20 protein-coding genes and 1 pseudogene are annotated in these 22,168 nt (G+C 74.4%); 9 read left to right on the forward strand and 12 right to left on the reverse strand.

Going from position 1 to position 22,168, the window contains the following annotated elements; all coding sequences use genetic code 11:
• The first annotated feature begins 92 nt into the window (after positions 1 to 92).
• The gene (locus D7223_RS02985; protein ID WP_120724498.1) at positions 93 to 938 is read left to right on the forward strand and encodes a GNAT family N-acetyltransferase; all 846 of its coding nucleotides are present in this window, start codon (positions 93 to 95) and stop codon (positions 936 to 938) included.
• A gap of 22 nt (positions 939 to 960) precedes the next feature.
• Here the strand turns inward: D7223_RS02985 and D7223_RS02990 are convergent, their stop codons facing one another.
• Entirely contained in the window at positions 961 to 2,148 is a 1,188-nt protein-coding gene (locus D7223_RS02990; protein ID WP_120724500.1) for an FAD-dependent oxidoreductase, read from the reverse strand.
• A 16-nt stretch (positions 2,149 to 2,164) separates the two neighbouring features.
• Entirely contained in the window at positions 2,165 to 3,322 is a 1,158-nt protein-coding gene (gene lgt / locus D7223_RS02995; RefSeq protein ID WP_120724502.1) for a prolipoprotein diacylglyceryl transferase, read from the reverse strand.
• Between the two features lie 102 nt (positions 3,323 to 3,424).
• On the opposite strand from lgt, the gene D7223_RS33905 reads away from it, so the two are divergent.
• Entirely contained in the window at positions 3,425 to 3,916 is a 492-nt protein-coding gene (locus tag D7223_RS33905) for an NUDIX hydrolase (protein WP_120724504.1), read from the forward strand.
• A 143-nt stretch (positions 3,917 to 4,059) separates the two neighbouring features.
• Here D7223_RS33905 and trpA read toward each other — a convergent pair whose 3' ends face one another.
• The 3 genes from trpA to trpC are packed head-to-tail and all read right to left on the reverse strand — an operon-like array spanning position 4,060 to position 6,943.
• Complete coding sequence (trpA, locus tag D7223_RS03005) at positions 4,060 to 4,857, reverse strand: tryptophan synthase subunit alpha (RefSeq protein WP_120724506.1); 798 nt, start codon at positions 4,855 to 4,857, stop codon at positions 4,060 to 4,062.
• On the reverse strand, positions 4,854 to 6,098 hold the full coding sequence (trpB, locus tag D7223_RS03010) for a tryptophan synthase subunit beta (protein ID WP_120724508.1): 1,245 nt from the start codon (positions 6,096 to 6,098) through the stop codon (positions 4,854 to 4,856). Before trpB ends, trpA begins: the two co-directional genes overlap by 4 nt.
• A gap of 41 nt (positions 6,099 to 6,139) precedes the next feature.
• Positions 6,140 to 6,943 carry an indole-3-glycerol phosphate synthase TrpC gene (gene trpC, locus D7223_RS03015; protein ID WP_186832367.1) on the reverse strand — a complete coding sequence of 268 codons (804 nt, stop codon included), beginning with the start codon at positions 6,941 to 6,943 and terminating at the stop codon, positions 6,140 to 6,142.
• A 464-nt stretch (positions 6,944 to 7,407) separates the two neighbouring features.
• Here trpC and D7223_RS03020 point away from each other — a divergent pair, with 464 nt between their 5' ends.
• A complete protein-coding gene (locus D7223_RS03020; protein WP_120725688.1) occupies positions 7,408 to 7,665 on the forward strand; it encodes a hypothetical protein in 258 nt (85 codons plus the stop codon).
• A gap of 168 nt (positions 7,666 to 7,833) precedes the next feature.
• Here the strand turns inward: D7223_RS03020 and D7223_RS03025 are convergent, their stop codons facing one another.
• The 4 genes and pseudogenes from D7223_RS03025 to D7223_RS34095 form a co-directional block, all read right to left on the reverse strand.
• Entirely contained in the window at positions 7,834 to 8,382 is a 549-nt protein-coding gene (locus D7223_RS03025) for a Trp biosynthesis-associated membrane protein (protein ID WP_120725691.1), read from the reverse strand.
• Positions 8,383 to 8,539: 157 nt separating this feature from the next.
• Entirely contained in the window at positions 8,540 to 10,093 is a 1,554-nt protein-coding gene (locus tag D7223_RS03030) for an anthranilate synthase component I (RefSeq protein ID WP_120724512.1), read from the reverse strand.
• Positions 10,090 to 10,518 carry a phosphoribosyl-AMP cyclohydrolase gene (gene hisI, locus D7223_RS33350; RefSeq protein ID WP_120725693.1) on the reverse strand — a complete coding sequence of 143 codons (429 nt, stop codon included), beginning with the start codon at positions 10,516 to 10,518 and terminating at the stop codon, positions 10,090 to 10,092. The genes D7223_RS03030 and hisI overlap by 4 nt, the downstream gene beginning before the upstream one ends.
• 189 nt (positions 10,519 to 10,707) lie before the next feature.
• Positions 10,708 to 11,550, reverse strand: a pseudogene (locus D7223_RS34095) (hypothetical protein); the annotation flags it as partial.
• Positions 11,551 to 11,593: 43 nt separating this feature from the next.
• On the opposite strand from D7223_RS34095, the gene D7223_RS03040 reads away from it, so the two are divergent.
• From D7223_RS03040 to D7223_RS03050, 3 genes are read left to right on the forward strand one after another with little or no spacing between them, the layout of a single operon-like run.
• Positions 11,594 to 12,325: an ABC transporter ATP-binding protein gene (locus tag D7223_RS03040; protein WP_120724514.1), complete on the forward strand. Its 732-nt coding sequence runs from the start codon at positions 11,594 to 11,596 to the stop codon at positions 12,323 to 12,325.
• Positions 12,322 to 13,077: an ABC transporter permease gene (locus D7223_RS03045; protein ID WP_120724516.1), complete on the forward strand. Its 756-nt coding sequence runs from the start codon at positions 12,322 to 12,324 to the stop codon at positions 13,075 to 13,077. The genes D7223_RS03040 and D7223_RS03045 overlap by 4 nt, the downstream gene beginning before the upstream one ends.
• A 48-nt stretch (positions 13,078 to 13,125) precedes the next feature.
• Positions 13,126 to 13,722: a TetR/AcrR family transcriptional regulator gene (locus D7223_RS03050; protein ID WP_120724518.1), complete on the forward strand. Its 597-nt coding sequence runs from the start codon at positions 13,126 to 13,128 to the stop codon at positions 13,720 to 13,722.
• Here D7223_RS03050 and D7223_RS03055 read toward each other — a convergent pair.
• The 3 genes from D7223_RS03055 to D7223_RS03065 all read right to left on the reverse strand — a co-directional run bounded on the left by D7223_RS03055 (position 13,712) and on the right by D7223_RS03065 (position 18,269).
• Complete coding sequence (locus tag D7223_RS03055) at positions 13,712 to 14,524, reverse strand: DUF2470 domain-containing protein (protein WP_120724520.1); 813 nt, start codon at positions 14,522 to 14,524, stop codon at positions 13,712 to 13,714. The genes D7223_RS03050 and D7223_RS03055 overlap by 11 nt on opposite strands.
• Before the next feature lie 65 nt (positions 14,525 to 14,589).
• Entirely contained in the window at positions 14,590 to 16,359 is a 1,770-nt protein-coding gene (locus D7223_RS03060) for an ABC transporter ATP-binding protein (protein ID WP_120725696.1), read from the reverse strand.
• A gap of 23 nt (positions 16,360 to 16,382) precedes the next feature.
• On the reverse strand, positions 16,383 to 18,269 hold the full coding sequence (locus D7223_RS03065; protein ID WP_238161518.1) for an ABC transporter ATP-binding protein: 1,887 nt from the start codon (positions 18,267 to 18,269) through the stop codon (positions 16,383 to 16,385).
• A gap of 198 nt (positions 18,270 to 18,467) precedes the next feature.
• On the opposite strand from D7223_RS03065, the gene D7223_RS03070 reads away from it, so the two are divergent.
• The 3 genes from D7223_RS03070 to D7223_RS03080 all read left to right on the forward strand — a co-directional run bounded on the left by D7223_RS03070 (position 18,468) and on the right by D7223_RS03080 (position 22,126).
• Positions 18,468 to 19,097 (forward strand): TIGR03085 family metal-binding protein, encoded by a 630-nt coding sequence (locus D7223_RS03070; protein ID WP_120724524.1) that lies wholly within the window; start codon positions 18,468 to 18,470, stop codon positions 19,095 to 19,097.
• Between the two features lie 124 nt (positions 19,098 to 19,221).
• Positions 19,222 to 20,163 carry a terpene synthase family protein gene (locus D7223_RS03075; protein WP_120725698.1) on the forward strand — a complete coding sequence of 314 codons (942 nt, stop codon included), beginning with the start codon at positions 19,222 to 19,224 and terminating at the stop codon, positions 20,161 to 20,163.
• A gap of 139 nt (positions 20,164 to 20,302) precedes the next feature.
• Positions 20,303 to 22,126 carry an AMP-dependent synthetase/ligase gene (locus D7223_RS03080; RefSeq protein ID WP_120724527.1) on the forward strand — a complete coding sequence of 608 codons (1,824 nt, stop codon included), beginning with the start codon at positions 20,303 to 20,305 and terminating at the stop codon, positions 22,124 to 22,126.
• Positions 22,127 to 22,168: the final 42 nt, after the last annotated feature.

Here is a 22,168-nt window from a genome sequence, read left to right on the forward strand (position 1 = left end):
AGCGGTCTATTGAGTCTACGTTAGGGGGGTCGGCACAAGGCCAGTGCAGATTGATCACACCTTCCAGAGTCTGGGACGTGTAGTCTCGCGCGGTGGATCCCGCGCACACGGACCTGTTCGACCGGTTGGAACGTTTCTACGACGCGGTGCCCCGGGATGCCGCCCGAGGCGAGGAACACGGCCCCCTGGTGCTGTTCGTCCGGGAGGGTGCGGGGTGGCCGTTCTACGCCCGGCCCCGGCTGCACGCCACCGACGCCCCGTCGCTGGCCGACATCTCGGCGGTCCGGGAGCGGCAACGGGAACTGGGCCTGCCCGAGGCGTTCGAGTGGGTGCACGAGACCACCCCGGCGCTGCTCCCGGTGGCCCGCTCGGCCGGCCTGTCCGTGCTGGAGGCGCCGCTGATGGTGCTCGACCCGGCCGCGCTGCCGGACCCGGCGACCCTCACCGACGTACCGCTGCGGTCGCTCGACCCCGACGCGCCCGGCTTCGCCGCCGACGTGGCGGCGCGGCGGGCGGTGGCCGCGGTCGGCTTCGCCGTTCCCGGTACCGCGCGCGGCGACGCCGGCCCGGCCCAGCGGGACGCGGCGGTCACCGAACTGGAGGTGGCCGCGCTGGACGAGGAACGCGCCCGGATCGCCGACGGACGGCGGCTGTCGGCGCTGGCCGGCACGCCCGAGGACGGCGCGCTGGCCAGCGGGATGGCCATGCGGGTCGGTGAGGTGGCCGAGATCGCCGGGGTCGCCACCCTGCCGGTGGCCCGCCGGCGGGGCCTCGGCGCGGCGGTGACCGCCCTGCTGGCCCGGGAACTGCTCGCCGCCGGCACCGACGTGGTGTTCCTCTCCGCCGGGAGCGAGGACATCGCCCGGGTCTACCTGCGGGTCGGCTTCCGCCGGGTGGGCACCGCCTGCATCGCCGAACCCGCCGCCCTGCTCAGCTGAACGTCGCGCCCGGCGCCGGGGGTCAGGCCGGCGGGCGCCACTGGGCGGCGGAGGCGGCGGCGCTGCCTAGCAGGCGGGAGTTGATCGTGCCCAGGGCCGCGTCGCGGGCGCGCAGCGCGAGCCGGCCGCGGGCCTGCAGGACCGCCGACATGCGACGGGTCTGCCGGACCACCGCCGCCGCGCGCGGCCGGCGCACCCGGTCGTACGCGGACACGGCGTCCGGCAGCCGCGACTCGCGCAGCAACGAGGCGAGCGTGGCGGCGTCCTCGAAGGCGAGGCAGGCGCCCTGCCCGAGGTGCGGCGGCATCGCGTGCGCGGCGTCGCCGAGCAGCACCGCCCCGCCCGGGCCGGCCGGGAAGCCGTACGACCGGGGCAGCGGGCGCAGCTCGCGGATCTCCTGCTGGACGAGGTCGGCCGGGTCGGTGGCGTCGAGAAGGTCGGCGATCGGCGCGGGCCAGCCGGCGTACCAGCGCTTGAGCAGGGCCAACTGCGTCTCCGACGGCTCCGGCCGGGGCGCGCCGGCCGCGGTGGCCACCCAGTAGATGCCGCCTCGGGTGGACCCGCCGGACGAGCCGCGCTCGCCCAGCGACGCCGCGACGAAGCGGTATCCGGCGCCGAGGACCTCGCCGACCGGCGGCGCGTCGCCGGGCAGCCTGGGTGCCTGGTACCAAGGGATCACCGCCCGCCAGGCGGCCGAGCCGGAACTGACCACGGCGGCCTCCGGCGCGAGTTGCCGGCGTACCTCGCTGTCGGTGCCGTCCGCCCCGACGACCAGGTCGGCTTCGAGGGTGTGCCGGCCGTCGCCCACCGAGGGGCGCTGCCCCGGCTCGGCGCGAACCGTCCGGACGGTCACCCCGGTGCGCAACTCGACCCCGTCGCCGAGGCCGGCGATCAACGCGTCGTGCAGGTCCTCCCGGTGCACCACGACGGGCATCCGGTCGGCCGGGGTGGGCCGGGGCTGCACCAGCCAGTGGCCGTCCGGCCGGCGTATCCCGCCGTCGCGCAACGGGGTGGCGATCGCCTCCAGCCCGGCGCCGAGGCCGAGCGCGCGCAGCGCCCGTACGCCGTTGGGCCAGAGCACCACCGCCGTCGGCTCGGGGCGTACCCGGTCGGCCCGCTCCAGGAGGGTGACCCGCCAGCCGGACCGGGCCAGCGCGCCGGCGACGGCGAGACCGCCGATCCCCGCGCCCACCACCACCGCGCTGCGCATGTGGGTCCCCCTCGCTTCAGCTGTCGCGGTCGGCCGGTCGGGAGCCGGCGGGCTCGTCGGCCCGGGTGTGCTCCTCGGCCCCGGTCGGCCCGCCGTCGGGCGCGGGGCCGTCGGAGCGGGGGACCTCGGTCTGCCGGTCGCCGTCCGGGTCGGCGGGTTCGGGCAGCTCGCCGGTGTCCCGCCAGCGGCGGAACTCCTCCTCGCCGACCACCCGGTAGCCCTCCGGCGCCTCCGTGCCGGCACCGGCCTCCCGTGCCGACAGGTCGACCTGCGAGACGTCGCCGCCGGTCGGCACCGGCGTGGCCGCCGCGCCGAGCGGGATCAGGTATTCCCGGGGGCCGCGGACCCGGACGAAGTAGATCAGCGCGCCGAGGAAGACCAGCGCGGACGTCCACACGTTCAGGCGTACGCCGAGGATGGTGTTCGCCTCGTCGGTACGCATCAACTCGATCCAGAAGCGGCCGGCGGTGTAGCCCATCACGTACAACGCGAACGCCCGTCCCCGGCCGAGCCGCAGTCGCCGGTCGAGCACCAGGACCAGGGCCGCCACGCCCACGTTCCACAGCGCCTCGTAGGCGAAGGTCGGATGGTAGAGGCCGGGTTCGAGGATCGGCTGCCCGGCGTCGTCGCGCAGCGCCTGCCCCGGGTTGTCGGGATCCATCCGGTGGATCTCCAGCCCCCAGGGCAGGGTGGTCGTACCGCCGTACAGCTCGTTGTTGAACCAGTTGCCCAGTCGGCCGACGGCCTGGGCCAGCGGCAGGCCCGGCGCGAGCGCGTCGGCCACCACGGCGAAGGGGATGCCGAGCTGCCGGGCGGCGATCCAGGCGCCGACCGCGCCACCGGCGACCGCACCCCAGATGCCGAGACCGCCCTCCCAGATGTAGAGCGCCTTGAGCGGTTCGCCGCCGGTGCCGAAGTATTTCTCCGGCGAGGTGATCACGTGGTAGATCCGCGCCCCGATGATGCCGGCCGGCACCGCCCACACGGCGATGTCGAGCACCGCGCCCGGGGCCACCCCGCGCTGGCGCAGCCGCCGCTCGGCGAGCCAGCAGGCCAGCACGATGCCGAGGATGATGCAGAGCGCGTACGCCCGGATCGGCACCGGTCCGAGCTGCCACACCGCGGTGCTGGGACTGGGCAGGGCCGCCTGGGGGGTCAGCGAGGCGAGGGTCACGGGTGCACACGCTACCGCCGTGGGGCCGGTACGTGGCACCCCGGGCGGCCGGTTCAGTGGCTTCCATGACTTCCGGTGGCCCCCGCCGTAGGCTCGACGGCGATGAGCGCGCTCACCTGGGCGGTCGCCGCGGTGGTCACCGACGACACCGGGCGGGTGCTGCTCTGCCGGCAGGGCCCGGGCGAGCGGCGGTACGCGCTGCCCGGTGGCCGGTCCCGCCCCGCCGAGAGCCCGGTCGACGCGGTGACCCGCGACATCCGCGCGGAGACCGGCTGGGAGATCGACGTGATCGACCTGGTCGGCGTCTACCACGTCGTGGCGGCCACCCCGGCGACGCCGGGACCGTGCGGCCCCTGGCCCGACGTGATCGTGCACGTCTTCCGCGCCCGTCCCCGGGGCACCACCCCGACCGGCGACCCGGCCGGCGGCTGCCGGCTGTCCTGGCACCGGCCCGACGGGCTACCGGAGGCCCTCACCCCGACCACGCGGGCGGCCCTCACCGACGCCCTGGCCGGCCGCTCCGGCGTCGTGTCCACCCCGACCGTCCCCCGCCCCCCGACCCAACGCCCCGCCGAACCAGCCCACCCCCACTAGTCCCCGCCCCCGCCGGCCGGGCCCCGGCCCGCCTGGCGCGGCGATCTTGCACTTTCTGTCGCCGCGTTCCGGACATGGCACGCGAAACGACGACCGAAAGTGCAAGATCGCGGTGGGGGCGGGGCGGGGTGGGGGTTAGGGGGTTAGGGGGTGCGGACGCCTTCGGCCAGGTCGGCGCTGAGGGTGCGCAGGGCGGTCAGGCCGGCGGCCTGGTCCGGGGCGTCGAGCACGCAGCGGACGAGCGCGCTGCCGACGATGACGCCGTCGGCGTATCCGGCGACCGTGCCGGCCTGCGCCCCGGTGCTCACGCCCAGGCCGACCCCGACCGGCAGGTCGGTGACCGCCCGGACCCGGGAGACCAGCAGCGGCGCGGCGTCGGAGGTCTGCGTGCGGGCGCCGGTGACCCCCATGAGCGCGGTGGCGTACACGAAGCCCCGGCAGTGGGACACGGTCATCGCCAGCCGCGCGTCGGTGGACGACGGGGAGACCAGGAACGTCCGGTCCAGGCCGTACGCGTCGGAGGCGGCCAACCACTCGTCGGCCTCTTCCGGAATCAGGTCCGGGGTGATCAGCCCGGTGCCACCGGCCGAGGCGAGGTCCCGGGCGAACGCGTCGACGCCGTACTGCTCGATGGGGTTCCAGTAGGTCATGGTGACCACCGGCGCGCCGGTCGCGGCGACCGCCTCGATGATCCGCAGCGTGTCGGCGGTGCGTACGCCGCCGGCCAGGGCGATGTCGCTGGCCCGCTGGATGACCGGACCGTCCATCACCGGGTCCGAGTACGGGATCTCGACCTCGACGACGTCCACGCCCGCCTCGACCATGGCGGTCATCGCGGCGATGCTGCCCTCGACGGTCGGGAAACCGGCCGGCATGCAGCCCACCAGCACGGCCCGCCCGTCGGCGCGGGCCTTGTCGAACGCGACACCGATCCGGCTCATCGTGCCGACTCCTTGTCCAGGATGCCGAAGTAGTCACCGGCGGGGTGGACGTCCTTGTCCCCCCGACCGGAGAGGTTGACCACGATCACCGGCTCGCGGCCCAACTCGGCGGCGAGCTTCGGGGCGATCGCGACGGTGCCGGCCAGCGCGTGCGCGCTCTCGATCGCCGGGATGACGCCCTCGGTACGGCAGAGCAGCTCGAACGCGGCCATCGCCTCGTCGTCGGTCACCGGCAGGTAGGTGGCCCGGCCGGTCTCGTGCAGCCAGGCGTGCTCCGGGCCCACCCCCGGGTAGTCCAGGCCGGCGGAGATCGAGTGCGACTCCACGGTCTGCCCGTCGGCGTTCTGCAACACGAACGTCCGGGTGCCGTGCAGCACGCCGGACCTGCCGCCGGTGATGCTGGCCGCGTGCCGGTCGGTGTCGACGCCGGCGCCGCCGGCCTCGAAGCCGTACAGCCGCACGCCCGGGTCACCGACGAAGGCGTGGAAGATGCCCAGCGCGTTGGAGCCGCCGCCGACGCAGGCGGTGACCGCGTCCGGCAGCGCGCCGGTCAGGTCCAGGCACTGCTGGCGGGCCTCGTCGCCGATGCCCCGGACGAAGTCGCGGACCATCGCCGGGAACGGGTGCGGCCCGGCGGCGGTGCCGATCAGGTAGTGCGTCTTGTCGACGTTGGCGACCCAGTCGCGCATCGCCTCGTTCATCGCGTCCTTGAGGGTGCGTGAACCGGCGGTGACCGGGACGACGGTGGCGCCGAGCATCCGCATCCGGGCGACGTTCAGCGCCTGCCGCTCGATGTCCACCGCGCCCATGTAGACCACGCACTCGAGGTCGAACAAAGCGGCGGCGGTGGCGGTGGCCACGCCGTGCTGACCGGCGCCGGTCTCCGCGATGACCCGGGTCTTGCCCATCCGCTTGGTCAGCAGGGCCTGGCCCAGGACGTTGCGCACCTTGTGCGCGCCGGTGTGGTTGAGGTCCTCCCGCTTGAGCAGGACCCGCGCGCCGATCCGGGCGGAGAACCGCCGCGCGGAGTAGAGCAGCGACGGCGTGCCGGCGTAGTCACGCAGCAGCGCGCCGAACTCGGCCTGGAACGACTCGTCGGTCATCGCGGTGCGCCACGCCCCGTCCAGCTCGTCGAGGGCGGCCACCAGGGCCTCCGGGACGAACCGGCCACCGAAGCGGCCGAAGTGGCCGGCGGTATCGGGGAACTGACCGGCCGGGGTGGCCAGTGCGTCGGCGCTCATCGCGGGTTCCTCTCGCTGCGGACTCTCCCCGGGCGCGCGGTTCAGCGCGCCGGGCGGGGCGTCGCCGGGTGGTTGCCGGCGTTGACCAGTTCGGCCACCGCCTCCCGGGGACTCTTCTGGGTGACCAGACCCTCACCCACCAGGACGGCGTCGGCGCCGGCCGAGGCGTACCGGATGAGGTCGTGCGGGCCACGCACGCCGGACTCGGCGATCTTGACGACGTGGCTGGGCAGGCCGGGCGCGATCCGCTCGAAGACCGAACGGTCGACCTCCAGCGTACGCAGGTTGCGGGCGTTGACGCCGATCACCTGCGCGCCCGCCTCCAGGGCCCGGTCGGCCTCCTCCTCGTCGTGCACCTCGACCAGCGCGGTCATGCCGAGCGACTCGATCCGCTCCAGCAGGCCGACCAGCGCGTTCTGCTCCAGGGCGGCGACGATCAGCAACACCAGGTCGGCACCGTGCGCCCGCGCCTCGTGCACCTGGTAGCTGGAGACGACGAAGTCCTTGCGCAGGACCGGGACGCTCACCGCCGCGCGTACGGCGGCCAGGTCGTCCAGCGAGCCGCCGAACCAGCGGCCCTCGGTCAGCACGCTGATCGCCCGCGCCCCACCGGCGGCGTAGTCGCCCGCCAGGTCGGCCGGGTCGGCGATCTCGGCCAGCTTCCCCTTCGACGGGGAGGAGCGCTTCACCTCGGCGATCACCGCCACGCCCGGCTTGCGCAGGGCCGCGTACGCGTCCAGCGGCGGCGGCGCGGCGGCGGCCAGCTCGCGGATCCGCTCCAGCGGAATCTGCTCCTGCCGCCGGGCGACGTCCTCACGCACGCCGGCCAGGATCTCGTCGAGCACGCTTACGGACGCTGCCGTACCGGCGTCGTCCCCCTCCGCGTGCGCATGCTCAGCAGTCACCAACGGACTCCCCTCTCCGGGCGTCATGGGCCGATGCTAGGGGGCGCCACCTGGACCGGGGTGCCGGGGGTATGGCGCTCCTCACGAGATGGGCTGGGGCATAATGCCCGACTTCCCGTGAAGGCCGGATCACGCAGCGCCATTACCTCCATCGATAGGCGTCACCCTGCCGAGTCCGTCCATCATCCGGGCTGCCGGACGGATCCGCAGCCCGGACGCCCGCCGGACGCGGTCGATGCTGTGACCTACCTCAAGGCCGTACGGCCCTTTCCCAGCTCAGCGGCCAGGCGGGAGAGTTGACGCGACGGTCACCACACCGAAACGTGAGCCGCCGAGCATCTTCCTCGGGCAGACTCAATGAGGCGTCTGCCCCACCGTCTCCGACGATCTCCAGCGGGGTGATCATGACTAGTCCCGGCCCGCACCAGACCATCGGGCTCACCACCCTCTCCCGTACCGTCGCGTCGCTCGCCGTCGGCGTCGTACACACTCTCGAACGTGCCGTCGTCGGCGAGGCCCGGATGCGGACCGCGCGCGGCAACGCCTGGGAGGCCGTGTGCGCCGACCGGGCCCGGGCGGACCAGCGGGCCGAACTGGACCGCCTGGTCGCCGAACTGGCCGCGGCCCGCGCCGCCGCCCGGGACCGCCAGCCCGTCGCCTGACGTCCCCACGGCAGGTCCGACCGGCGATCGACCGTTCGATCCACTCTCCTGCACGGATCTCGGGGTGTCCGAGGGTCAGGAAGACCCCGACATCAGCGAACCCGAGTGCACCTTGGCCGAGCAGCGCGGGCGCCGGGGCCGGAACGCCGGAGCGTCCCGGGCCGACGGTCAGCGCACCGTCGGGTCCTCGCCCCGGTCCAGGGCGTCCCACGCCTGCGTCGTCCCCCGGCCGACCACTGGTCCGGCGGCCGCACCGTCGCCGGGCCGCTGGGCCGCACCGGCCGTCCGGCGGGCCGGTCGCTCGTACCGGGCGCCCATCGCCGGCCACCGGTGTCCCCGCCGGGCGGTCAACAGGCCGCCCGCCACCGCGAGCACCCCACCGACCAGGCACAGTGCCGGCCACTGCCGGCTCACCTCGCCGTCGAACCCCGCCACCAGGCCGTAGCCGCCACCGCCCGCCACCGTCAGGCCGAGCAGCGTGATCAGCACCCCGAGCGCCCGACGCAGCCGGCCCCGGGTGGCCAGCACCGCGCCCCCGCCGGCCAGCGCCACCAAAGCGAGCGCCGGCAGCCACGGCAGCAGGCCCGCGCCACTGGCGGGCTCGCGCACCGGCGGCAGCGGCGTCGGGCGAGGGGTCAACTCCACCGCCCAGGTACGCGTCGCCGCCCACGACGCCAAACCCGCGCCGGCCACGCAGAGCAGCACCGCGTACGCCATCTCGCGCCGCACCGGCACCGACCGCGCGCCCGCCCCGGTGGCATCGCCCGACGCGGCCGGGGCAGGCCCGTCCCCGGCCGATCCCGCACTCCTCGCGCTCACCGGGCCGGCCTTCCGCTCGCGACTGCGGGGCTCCGCTGCGCTGCACTCCTCGCGCTCACCGGGCCGGCCTCAGGGTTTCCGCCGCGGCGATGGCCGCCAGCACGGCGGCGGCCTTGCTGCGGGTCTCCTGGTCCTCGGCGGCCGGGTCGGAGTCGGCCACCACGCCCGCGCCGGCCTGCACGTACGCGCGGCCGGCACGCATCAGGGCGGTCCGGATGGCGATGGCCATGTCCAGGTCGCCGCCGAAGCCGAAGTAGCCGACCGTGCCGCCGTAGAGGCCGCGGCGGACCGGCTCCAACTCCTCGATGATCTCCATGGCCCGGACCTTGGGCGCCCCGGAGAGGGTGCCGGCGGGGAAGGTCGCGGCGAGCGCGTCGAAGGCGGTCCGGTCCGGGCGCAACGTGCCGACCACGGTGGAGACGATGTGCATGACGTGGCTGTAGCGCTCGATGGTGGCGAACTCCGGCACCTCGACGGTGCCCGGCCGGCACACCCGACCCAGGTCGTTGCGACCCAGGTCGACGAGCATCACGTGCTCGGCGCGTTCCTTGGGGTCGGTGAGCAGTTCGGCGGCGAGCCGGGCGTCGGCCTCCGGGGTGCCGCCGCGCGGGCGGGTGCCGGCGATCGGATGCAGCAGCGCGCGGCGCTGCCCGTCGGCGTCGGTGGTCACCTTCAGGTGCGCCTCCGGGGACGACCCGACGATGTCGAAGCCGTCGAAGCGCAGCAGGTACATGTACGGGCTGGGGTTGGTGGTACGCAGCACCCGGTAGACGTCCAGCGGGTCCGCGTGGGTCTCCCGCTCGAAACGCTGCGCGAGGACGATCTGGAAGCACTCGCCGGCCCGGATCGCCTCCTTGGCCGCCTCCACCGCCTTCGGGTAACCCCCCTCGGGGGTACGGCAGCGCACCTCACCGGCGGGCGGCCGGTCGACCGTGGAGATCATCGGCGGGATGGGCCGGGACAGTGCGGTGGTCATCGCGTCCAGCCGGCCGACCGCGTGGTGGTACGCGGCGGCGACCAGGGCCTCCCGGTCGGGCTGGTCCGGCGGCGGGAGGACCGCGTTGGCGACCAGGATCGCCGAACCGTCGTAGTGGTCCAGCACCACCAGGTCGGTGGCGAGCATCATGCCCAGCTCGGGTACGCCGAGGTCGTCCTCGGTCAGCTCGGGCAACCGCTCGAAGCGCCGGACGAGGTCGTAGCCCAGGTAGCCGACCATGCCGCCGGTCAGCGGCGGCAGGCCCCCGGTCGGATCGGACGGCGGACCGGCCAGCGCGGCCACGGTGGCCCGCAGCACCTCGACCGGGTCGCCGGTGGTGGGCAGCCCGGCCGGCGGCTGCCCGGTCCAGGCCGCCACCCCGTCCGTCGCGGTCAGGGTGGCGCTGCTGCGCACGCCGATGAACGAGTACCGGGACCAGGCCAGGCCGGCCGAGCCGACGCCCTGCTCGGCGGACTCCAGCAGGAATGTGCCGGGTCCGCCGGCGAGCTTGCGGTAGACACCCACCGGCGTCTCCGCGTCGGCGAGCAGCCGGCGGGTGACCGGGACGACCCGCCAGTCGGCCGCCCGGGCGGTGAAGCTGGCCAGGTCGGGGCTGACCGTACCGTCGGTCATGACGGGACCTGCCCGGTGACCGGCAACGCGGTGAAGAAGCAGGTGCGGTGCCCGGTGTGGCAGGCCGCGCCGACCTGGTCGACGCTGACCAGCAGGGCGTCACCGTCGCAGTCCAGGGCGACCGAGCGGACGTACTGGTGGTGGCCGGAGGTGGCGCCCTTCACCCAGTACTCCGCGCGGCTGCGCGACCAGTAGGTGGCCCGGCCGGTGGTGAGGGTGCGGTGCAGGGCCTCGTCGTCCATCCAGGCGACCATCAGCACCTCGCCGGAGTCGTGCTGGCGCACCACCGCGGCGACCAGGCCGTCCGGGGTGCGACGCAGCCGGGCGGCGATGGCCGGGTCGAGCCGGGACGGCCGGTCCGGGCCGGCCGCCGGGGGCTGCGGGCTGGGGTGGGCGCCGGTGGCCGGCGCGTCAGGTACGGGCACAGTGACCCATTGTCCCGCACGCGGCGCGGGTACCGGCGTGGGCTCCCGCCGGGGCCGGGGCGGGTGGGTCGCCGGACGGGTCAGCTGGGCCAGATAGCGGTCCAGCCGCCCGTCGCGCAGGGCCTCGGCGAGGTCCGGGCCGGCCACCTCGGCGACCTCGGCGACGTACGGGCGGACCAGCGGCAGCGTGCCGGTGACCAGGCGGGCGGCGGCGGCCCGGACCTGCCCGGTGGAGCCGGGACGCAGCCCGAGGCAGAGCAGCATGTCCTCCCGGTAGCCGGGCGGCGCGACCGGCAGGTGCAGGGCGGCGGTGAACGCGGTCCGCCGGGAGACGACCCGGACCGAGGGGTTGGCCAGCCGGAGCACCGACGGGCAGAGCCGGGCGAGGTCGGCCGCGGCGAGCCGGACCCCGGTGTGGTCGCCGGCCTCCCCGGCGCCGGAAACCTTACCCAGGGTGGCGATCATCTCCTCGAGTCGCGGCTCGCCGGCGGGCTGGACCAACACCGGCAGGTCGATCCGGGGCCGCCAGGCCGGGGCCGCCCAGAGCAGCCGCGCCGGCGCGGCGGCCGGCAGCCCGAACGCCCAGTCGGCCGGCTCACCGAGCCTCCTCAGCCACGAGCGGACGTCCCGCACGGCCACCGACACGTGCGTCAGCCTGGTCGCGTCCTCGGCGAGGTAGGCCCGATGGGCGGCGTACGGGTCGCCGTCGACGAGCACGTCGATGTCGACGTCGCTGTGTGCGGTCGCGGCCCGGCGGGCGTGGCTGCCCCGGAGCAGGATCCCCACGACGGGGCGCTCGGCGGCGGTGCGGAGCCGGGCGGTCCATTCGTCGAGGAAACCCTGATCCGGTGACGCAGCGTGACCCACCGCGCCATCGTGCCGTACGTCCCTTCGGCGCGCAATGCCCGATGCCGGACCGGCTGTCCGGTTGAGAAGGCTGGTGCCCGAGGAATCTGATTGCTGCCCGAGAGCACCTTTCGCCGGCCCTCGCCCTCCCCGACAGTCGCCGCCGTTGCGCGGGGACGTATTCATCTACCGTTGAGTTCAACAGACGATGAATTAGGGGGGAGGGGCCATGGAGGACGCGATCGCCGTCCGGGACCTGGTCGTGGACCGGGGCGGACGGCGGGTGCTGCACGGGCTCAGCGCGGTGGTGCCCCGCGGGGCGGTCACCGGGCTGCTCGGGCCCAGCGGCAGCGGCAAGACCACCCTCATGCGCGCGGTGGTCGGGGTGCAGGTGGTCACCGCCGGCACGGTCACCGTGCTGGGCCGGCCGGCCGGGTCGCCGGAGCTGCGTCACCGGGTCGGCTACCTGACCCAGGCGCCGAGCGTCTACGCCGACCTGACCGTCCGGGAGAACGCCCGCTACTTCGCCGCCCTGCACGGGCGGGGCCGGGCCGACGCCGACCGGGCGGTGGCCGACGTGGGCCTGGCCCGCGCCGCCGGCCAACTGGTCGGCACCCTCTCCGGGGGCCAGCGCAGCCGGGCGTCGCTGGCCTGCGCGCTGGTCGCCGAACCGGAGCTGGTGGTGCTGGACGAACCGACCGTGGGCCAGGACCCGGTGCTGCGGGCCGACCTGTGGGCGCAGTTCCACGCGATGGCGGCGCGCGGCACCACGCTGCTGGTCTCCAGTCACGTGATGGACGAGGCGGCCCGCTGCGACCGGCTGCTGCTGATCCGCGAGGGCCGGCTGATCGCCGACGACAGCCCCGCCGCGGTCCGGGCCGCCGCCGGGGTGGACGACCTCGACGAGGCCTTCCTGCGGTTGATCCGCGCCCACCAGGCCGACCAGGAGGACCCGTCATGAGCCCCCGCATCCTGGCCGCCACCACCGGGCGCATCCTGCGTCAGCTGCGGCACGACCGGCGGACCCTGGCGCTGCTCGCGGTGGTGCCGTCCGCGCTGCTCACCCTGGTCTACTTCATGTACGTCGACCAGCCCACCCCACCCGGCCAGACCTCCACGTTCGACCGGGTCGCGCTGATCATGCTGGGCTTCTTCCCATTCGTGATCATGTTCCTGGTGACCAGCATCGCGATGCTCCGGGAACGCACCACCGGCACCCTGGAACGGCTGCTCACCACCCCGCTGGGCAAGCTCGACCTGCTGTTCGGCTACGGCCTGGCGTTCGGTGCGGCCGCCGCCGTCCAGGCGGCGATCGCCTCGGCCGTGGCGTACTGGGTGTTCGGCCTGGACACCGCCGGCGACGGCCTCCTGGTGCTGCTGATCGCCGCGCTCAACGCGGTGCTCGCCGTCGCCCTCGGCCTGTTCTGCAGCGCCTTCGCCCGCACCGAGTTCCAGGCCGTACAGTTCATGCCGGTCGTGGTGGTGCCCCAACTCCTGCTCTGCGGGCTCTTCGTGCCCCGGGGCGAGATGGCCGGCTGGTTGCAGGCGGTCAGTGACGTGCTGCCCCTGTCGTACGCCGTGGAGGCCTTGCAGGAGGTCGGCGCGAACGCCGAACCGACCGGCACGATGTGGCGTGACCTGGCGGTCGTCGCCGGGTCCGCGCTGCTGGCCCTGGTGCTCGCCGCGGCGACGCTGCGCCGGCGCAGCGGCTGAGGCGGCGGGCACCGGCGCCACCGGACAGGAAGGGAACGAAAGGCGGCGATGGCGCGGCGGACCGGACGGCGACCCGGCAACCCGGACACCCGGGAGGCCATCCTGCGGGCGGCCCGGGAGGCGTTCGCGGAACGGGGCTACGACGCCGCCTCGATCCGGGCCATCGCCGCCGCCGCCGGGGTGGACCCGGCGCTGGTGCACCACTACTTCGGCAACAAGGACCAGCTCTTCCTGGCCGCGATGGACGCGCCGCTCAACCCGGCGGAGCTGCTGCCGAAGGTGCTCGCCGGGGACCGGGCCGGCCTCGGCGAGCGGCTGGCCCGGATGTTCCTCGGCGTCTGGGACTCCCCCGCCGGGGCCGCCGGCGTGGCCCTGCTGCGCTCGGCGCTGAGCAACGAGTGGACCGCCCGCCTGCTGCGCGAGTTCATCACCACCCAGATCCTGCGCCGGGTCCTGGAGCACCTCGACGTCGACCCGGCGGAGCTGCCGCTGCGCGGCTCACTGGTGGCCAGCCAACTCGTCGGTCTGGTGATGGTGCGGCACGTGGTCCGGTTGGAACCGGCCGCCTCCGCCGACCCGGAGATCCTCGTCGCCGCCGTCGCGCCGACCCTCCAGCGCTACCTCACCGCCCCGCTCAAGGTGTAAGGAAGGGCCCCCGCTTAACGCCTGGCGTTGTGGAAGGGTCCCTTCCTAACCAGCGGGCGGGCGGCGCGCCGGCCCGGGGTACCAGCGCCGGGCGCAGCAGCCGGGTCAGGTCCGCCGGCTCGGTGAGGGGGCGGGGGAACGTCAGCCGCGCCCGCCGGCGGGCGCCGGGCCGGCCGTACGCGACGAGCATCCCGTACCGGTCCAGCCGGACCACCCGGGGCGCGGCGTCCGGGCCGCCGTCGGCCAGGCCGAGCTGCCGGCGCAGGTAACCGACCATCCGGTCGGCGTGCTGGTCGGCCAGGTGCGCCAGGAGTCCGCCCTCGGCCGCGTGCAGCGGATCCGGTTCGGCCTCGGCGTACGCCCCGGGGTCGATCCGGCGCACCGAGCCGGCGCGTTCCCAGCGGGCCTCGACCACCTCGAACCGGAACAGCCGGAAGCGGGTGCCGACGTCGAGCAGGTCACCGGTCGGCTCCACGGCGGCGAAGTCCAGCGCGGCGGCGCGCGCCTCGTCGCCGTGCAGCGGCGCGGCCCAACCGGAGACCCAGGCCCGACCCAGCGACGGCGCGCCGGCGGCCGGGGGCAGGTCCAGCACGTCCAGGACCGCCGGTACGTCGGAGCCACCGCGCACCGGGCGCAGCGCGGCGGCGAGGTCGCTGACCACACCGACGAGCAGCAGCACCCGCCCGTCCGGGTCGGTGACGTGGCGGGCGTGGTGCGGGCCGGGCCGGTGCGCCACGTGGACGAGACCGGGCAGCCGGCCGGCCACGAGGGTACGGACGATCTCGGCGGGGCTGGGTCGCACGGCACGACCTCCTCAGAAGGGTAGGCTTACCTAATTCGGAGGGTAGAGCACCGCGACCGCCGCGTCTACCTGGTCTGCTCCAGCCAGGAGGCGTAGAGCTGGCCGTAGATCGACTCCGGGTCGCGGACGAGGTCGTCGTGCGGGCCACGCTGCACGATCCGCCCCCGGTCCACCACGATCACCTCGTCGGCGCCCTGCGCGGTGGACAGCCGGTGCGCGATGGCGAGGGTGGTCCGCCCCCGGGTCACCGCGTCCAGGGTGCGCTGCAACCGCACCTCGGTGGCCGGGTCGACGGCGCTGGTCGCCTCGTCCAGGACCAGCAGGTCCGGATCGGCCACGTACGCCCGCGCCAGCGCGACCAACTGCCGCTCCCCCACGCTCAGCGCCTCGCCCCGCTCCCCCACCGGCGTGTGCAGGCCCGACGGCAGGCTCTCCAACCAGTCGGCCAGGCCCAGCTCGGTGAACGCCGTGGTGAGCTGCGCGTCGGTCAGGTCCGGACGGGCGAAGCGGACGTTCTCCGCCACCGTCGCGTCGAACAGGAACCCGTCCTGCGGCACCATCACCACCCGCGAGCGCAGCGAGGCGAACCGCACCCGGTCCAGCGGCACCCCGGACAGCAGCACCGCGCCCTCGGTGGGATCCATCAGCCGGGTGACCAGCTTCGCGAAGGTGGTCTTGCCGCTGCCGGTCTCGCCCACGATCGCCACCCGGCTCTTCGCCGGGATCTCCACCTCGACGTCGTGCAGCACCGGCGGACCGCCCGGATAGGCGAACCGCACCCCGGCGAACCGGATGTCCAGCGGGCCGGACGGCAGGTCCCGCCCCTGGACGCCCGGGTCGGCCACATCCGGCTCGACGTCCAGCACGTCCAGCACCCGCCGCCAGCCGGCGATCGCGTTCTGCGCCTCGTTGAGCACCTCGGTGGCGATCTGCACCGGCTGGATGAACAGCGTCACCAGGAACAGGAACGCGGTCACCTCACCGATGCTCAGGCTCCGGTCGGCACCCAGGACCACCCCGAGCACCACCACCCCGGCCAGCGCCACCCCGGCCGCCAGCTCGCCCACCGAACTGCCCAGGATGCTGATCCGGATCGCCTTCTGCTGCGCCTGCCGCTGGTTGTCGATCGCCTCGTCGAGCCGCCGGGAGGTGCGCCCCGCGATGCCGTACGCCCGGATCACCGGCGCGCCGACCACACTCTCCGCGACCGTCCCCAGCAGGGTGCCGGTCCGCTGCCGGACCACCCCGTACGCCGCGGCCAGCCGCCGCTGCAACGCCCGGATCACGAACACCGCCGGCAGGAACGCGGCGATCACCACCAGGGTCAACTGCCAGGAGTACGCGAACATCACCAGCGTCGTCACCACCAGCTGGCCCAGGTTGACCAGCAGGATCACACCACCCCACTGGAGGAACTGGGTGATCTGGTCGACGTCGCTGGTCACCCGGCTGACCAACGACCCCCGCCGCTCGGACTGCTGGTGCAGCATCGACAGGTCGTGCACGTGCCGGAACGCGCGGACCCGCACGTTGGCCAACGCCGTCTCGCTGACCGTGAACAGCCGGCGCGTCATCAGGTAACCGCAGAGCGTGGTCACCACCAGCACCGCGGCGGTCACCGTGACCACCGTCCACACCACGGTCAGGTCGAGCCCGCCCACGATGCCGTTGTCGATGCCCTGCTGCACGGCCACCGGCACCGCCGCCCGGCCCACCATGTAGACCAGCGCCAGCCCCAACGTGCCGGCCAAGCCCACCCGCAGCTCCGGGGAGAGCGCCAACCCGCGGCGAAGTGTCCGCCAGGTCGTCTCCTCCGGCTCCGCCGGCTCCTGCACCGCCGTGGTCGTGCTACTCGCGCTCACCGGTCAACCTCGATTTCCAGGCCCGACGCCAGCGGCGGCGTGACCTCCTCGTCGTCGTACGGGCGCTGCTCGGTCTGCTCCACCTCGGCCTGCTCGTAGGCGGTGACCAGGTCGGCGTAGCCGGGCACGGTGGCCAGCAGCCGGACGTGCGTGCCCCGGGCGACCACCCGTCCCTGCTCCAGATAGATCACCTCGTCGGCGAGGGCGATGGTCGCCCGCCGGTACGCCACCACCAGGATGGACGCCGCCGATCCGCTCCCTTCCCCGGCGGAGGAGCGCAGCCCGGCCAGGATCGCCGCCTCCACCCGTGGGTCGACGGCACTGGTCGCGTCGTCGAGCACCAGCAGCCGGGGGCGGCCGGCGAGCGCCCGGGCCAGGGTGAGCCGCTGCCGCTGACCGCCGGAGAGCGAGGTGCCGCGCTCGCCGACCCGGGTGTCCAGCCCGTCGGGCAGGGCCGCCACGAAACCGTCCGCCTCGGCCAGCCGCAGCGCCGCCCAGACGTCGTCGTCGCCGATGCCCGGCCGGTCCAGGGTGATGTTGGCGCGGACGGTGTCGTCGAAGACGAACGGGACCTGGGCGACCAGCGCGGCGGCGCCGGCCAGCGACGCGGCGGTGAGCCGGCGGACGTCGACGCCGTCCACGCCGACCGTGCCGGAGTCCGGGTCGACCAGGCGGACGGCGAGCGAGGCGATGGTGGACTTGCCGGCGCCGGTCGGCCCGACCAGGGCGACCGTCCGACCCGCCGGGACGGCGAAGGTGACCTCGCCGAGCACCTCGGTGCCGGGGAGGTGCGCCTCGGCCGGCTCGTAGGAGAAGTGCACGTCGGAGAAGTCGAGCGTGGCCGGGCCCCCGGCCGGGTCGAGCACGGCGTCGCCGTACGGCATCTCGCCGGTCGCGTCGAGCACCCGGCGCACCCGGTCCCAGCCGGCGACGCTGCGCGGCAGTTCGGCGAGCACCCAGCCGATCGCCCGCACCGGAAAGGCCAGCACGGTGAACAGGAACGCCACGCTGACCAGTTCGGCGACGCTGATCGCGCCCTGGCGCAACCGGAACGCGCCGACCACCAGCACGGCCAGGGTGCCGAGGCTGGGCAGGGCCTCCAGCATCGGGTCGAAGACGCCCCGGAGCCGGCCCACCGAGACCAGGGCCTCGCGCAACTCCCCGGCGCGGGCGGCGAACCGGTCGGTCTCCTGGGCCTCCCGGCCCATCGTCTTGACCACCAGCGCGCCGTCGAAGCTCTCGTGGGCGATGCCGCTGACCTCGGCCCGCAGCCGCTGCGCCCGGGCCTGCCGGGGAGCCATCCGGCGGCTGTAGACCACGTTGAGCGCGAACAGCGCCGGGAAGACCCCGAGCCCGACCAGGGCCAGGGCCCAGTCGGTGACGAACAGCGAGACCACCGCGCCGACCAGCATCACCAACGTGCCGACGGCGAACGGCAACGGGGCGATCGGGTACCAGGCCGCCTCCACGTCGGAGTTGGCGTTCGACAGCAGGGTGCCGGTGGCGTTGCGGTGGTGCCAGGACAGCGGCAACTCCAGGTAACGACGGGTGACCCGGCGCCGGTAGGCGGCCTGGAGGCGGTACTGCATGTAACCCGCGCCGAGCCGTCGGCCGAAGATGCCGACCACCCGCAGCACGCTGATCCCGAACAGCGTCACCGCGGCCAGGGCCAGGAGGCCGGTCTGGACCGAGCCGCTCTCGACCGCCGGCACCACCACGTCGCCGACCACGGCGCCGACCACGAACGCGCTGCCGATCACCATCAGGCCGAACAGCACACTGCCGCTCACCGCGACCGCGAAGATCCTCGGCTGTTCCCGGATCGCCCGCCCGAGGACCACCATTCCCCGGACGAGCACGTCCCGACTTGTCCTGGTCGCCACACTCTCCCCCGCCGTAAGCCGCAATTATCTCTCTCATCCTTACCGCTGTGGGACCGCTCCGCAGACCCTGGCGGGGTATGTCCACCGTCACGTACCCACGGCCGGCCGCTCCCGACGCCGGAGGGTCGGGCCGCCGCGACCGCCGCGCCGGCCACGTCCGGGAGGCGGCGCGGGTCCGCCCGCCCTAGGATCGCTGTCATGCCGCGGTACGCCCGATCGGAGCGCGAGGCGCTCGCCGATCTCTTCGGAACGCTGGGACCGGACGCGCCGACGGTCAACGACGGGTGGAGCACCCGGGACCTGGCCGCACACCTGGTGCTGCGGGAACGCCGGCCGGACGCCGCCGGCGGCATCCTGCTCCCCCCGCTGCGCCGCTACTCCGAGGGGGTCCGCCGGCGTCTCGCCGCGGGCCCCTGGGACCGGCTGGTCGACCAGGTCCGCCGGCCGCCGTTCTGGAGCCCGGTCAGCAATCCGCTGACCGACGAGCTGGCCAACACGATGGAGTTCTTCATCCACCACGAGGACGTCCGCCGGGCCCGCGCGGGCTGGCATCCGCGGGACCTGCCCGCCGGGCTGCACCGGGCGCTGTGGAAGCGGGCGGCGCCGCTGGCCCGGCTCGGGCTGCGCCGGTTCCCGGCCGACGTCTTCGTGCAGGCGCCCGGGTACGGCGAGCTGTCGGTGGGGCGGGGCGGCGAACGGGTCCGGGTGGTGGGCGCGCCCGGCGAGCTGGTGCTCTTCCTCTCCGGCCGGCAACGCGTGGCACGGGTCCAGATCTCCGGGCCGGCGGCGACCGCCGAGCGCCTGCGCGGAGCCGGCCTGGGCATGTGACGGGCTGTGCGTAATCGGTCACCACGATACCGGTGATGCACCGTACCCACTGATCGCCGCCGATCCGATGTCCCGTACGCTGTGCCGCGCCGTCCCGACCCGGGCGGCGCGACAGGGGGCGACCATGCGAGGTTTCGCGGTCTCGGCGCTGCACGAACCCCCCTTCCCCGCTCGCCGGCACGAGGCGACGGATCAGGTCACCGAGGAGACCCTGACCTGGGCGCGGCAGCGCGGCATGATCGTTGACAGCCACCGACTGCGCCGGGCCGATCCGGCCGGCCTGGCCGGGCGGGCCTGCCCGGACGGGCCGGTCGCGTCCCTGCGCCTGCTGACCGACCTGATCTGCTGGTTGTTCGTGATGGACGACGCCTGCGACGAGGACGGCCTGGGCGACGCGCCCACCCGGCTGGCGCCGACCGTCGCCGCGCTGCTCGACGTGCTGGACCGGCACGGTGACCCGGCGGCGCCACTGCCCACGGCGGCCGGCCCGCTCGGCGACGCGTTGGACGACCTGTGCCGCCGGGTCCGACAGGTGGGACACGCCGGCATGCTGCTGCGCTTCACCAGTCAGGTCCGGGAGTACCTGCTGGCCCTGCTCTGGGAGGCGGCCAACCGGGAGCACTCCCGCACCCCCGGACTCCAGGAGTACGTGCAGATGCGTCGCCACACCGGCGGGGTGCACCCGACGCTGACGCTGACCGACCTGGCCACCGGGGGGCTGACCGGCCCGGCCACGCGGACCCATCCGGCGCTGGTGGCGCTCGACCTGCTCACCGCGGACCTGGTCTGCTGGTGCAACGACGTCTTCTCCTACGACAAGGAGCGCCGTACCGGCCCGGACGCGCACAATCTGGTCAGCGTCCTCGCCGCGGAGAACGGGGGCGACGGACCCGCGGCGCTGCGCGCGGCCGCCGACCGGTTCAACCAGGCGCTGACCGCGTACGTGCGGACGGAGGAGACCCTCCTGTCGACCGCGGACAGCGAGGTGCGACCGGTGCTGCGGGGGCGCCGGCACTGGATCCGCGCCACCTACGACTGGTCCCGTACGGCCGCCCGATACGCCTGACCGCGGCGTTCCATCTCGCGGGACGAGGGCAGCGCGGGATCACCCGGGCTAGCCGATGCCCGGGTGCAGGCAATACTCTTCGGTAACCCACACTGGCGTGACGGTGGTCACGTCACCACCCCCGAAGGCGGCTACAGCGATGGCTCTCGATGTACCGTACCGCTCCATCCCTGACATGTTCCTGAAGCGCGTCGCGGCGACCCCCGACCGTGACGCTTTCGCCCACCCGGCCCCCGACGACTCCGGGCCGGTCTGGTCGACCTGGGAGCAGGTGTCCCACCGCGCCAAGGCGATCGCCGCCGGGCTGCACGGTCTGGGCGTCGGTCAGGAGGATCCGGTCGCGATCCTGGCGAACACCCGGCTCGACTGGGTGCTCGCCGACCTCGGCATCATGTGTGCCGGCGGCGCCACGACGACGGTCTACCCGACCACCGAGCCGGACGACGCGATCTACATCATCGCCGACTCCGGCTCCCGGGTGCTGTTCGCCGAGAACCCGGCCCAGGCCGCGAAGATCGCCGGCGCGGACCTGCCCCGGCTCACCCACGTGGTGCTGTTCGACGGCGCGGCCGACCCGACCGCGGCGGTCCCCCAGCTCACCCTCACCGAGCTGGAGGAGCAGGGCACCCGGGCCCTCGCGGCCGAGCCCGACCTGATCGACCGGCTGGTCGCCGGCATCGGCCCGGACCACCTGGCCACCCTGATCTACACCTCGGGCACCACCGGTCGCCCCAAGGGCGTCGAGCTGCTGCACGGCGGCTGGTGCTGGGAGGGGGTGGCCCAGTCCGAGGTCGGGCTGCTCCGCGACGACGACCTCCAGTACCTGTGGCTCCCGCTGTCCCACTCGTTCGGCAAGACGCTGCTCTGCGGTGCGATCCACGTCGGCCTGCCGACGTACGTCGACGGCCGGGTGGACCGGCTCGTCGACCTGCTCTCGGTGGTCAAGCCGACGCTCATGTGCGGTGCGCCGCGGGTGTTCGAGAAGGTCTACAACCGGGCGGTCACCACCGCGCGGGACGCCGGCGGCGCGAAGGCCAAGATCTTCGCCTGGGCTGTCTCCGTGGGCAAGGAGAAGGTCGGCCTGGAGCAGGCCGGCAAGCCGGTGCCCGGCGGGCTGAAGCTGAAGTACGCGGTGGCCGAGAAGCTGGTGTTCAGCAAGCTCCAGGCCCGGCTCGGCGGCCGGATCCGGGTGCTCGTCTCCGGCGCCGCGCCGCTCAGCCCGGAGATCGCCACCTTCTTCGCCGCCGCGAACCTGCCGATCTCCGAGGGCTACGGCCTCACCGAGACCAGCGCCGGCAACTTCGTCAACCCGCCCGACGGGCTGCGCATCGGCACGGTCGGCCGCGCGATGGGCGACCTGGAGTGCCGGATCGACACCGACGGCGAGATCCTGCTCAAGGGCCGGCCGGTGATGCGCGGCTACCACAACCTGCCCGAGGAGACCGCCGCCGCGTTCACCGAGGACGGCTACTTCCGCACCGGCGACATCGGCAGCCTGGAGAACGGCTACCTGCGGATCACCGACCGCAAGAAGGACCTGGTCAAGACCTCCGGCGGCAAGTACATCGCCCCGTCGCACATCGAGGGCATGTTCAAGGCGACCTGCCCGTACACCTCGCAGGCGGTGGTCATCGGCCAGGCCCGCAACTTCTGCACGATGCTGGTCACCCTCGACCCGGACGCCATCAAGGGCTGGGCCGCCGGGACGCCGCTGGAGGGCCGCAGCTACGCCGAGATCGTCTCCTCACCCGAGGCGCAGGCCATGGTCGACGAGTACGTGGCGCAGCTCAACGCCAAGCTCAACCGGTGGGAGACGATCAAGAAGGTGACCATCCTGCCGCGCGACCTGACCATCGAGGACGGCGAGATCACCCCCTCGTTGAAGATCAAGCGGCGGGGCGTGGAGAGCAACTTCGCCGACGAGATCGACAAGATGTACGCCGGCACGCTCGCCGAGCTCTGACTCCGATCGTGGTGGCCCCGCCCGTCGGGCGGGGCCACCGCG

It is taken from the genome of Micromonospora endolithica (assembly GCF_003626595.1).
GTDB classification, from domain to species: Bacteria; Actinomycetota; Actinomycetes; order Mycobacteriales; family Micromonosporaceae; genus Micromonospora; species Micromonospora endolithica.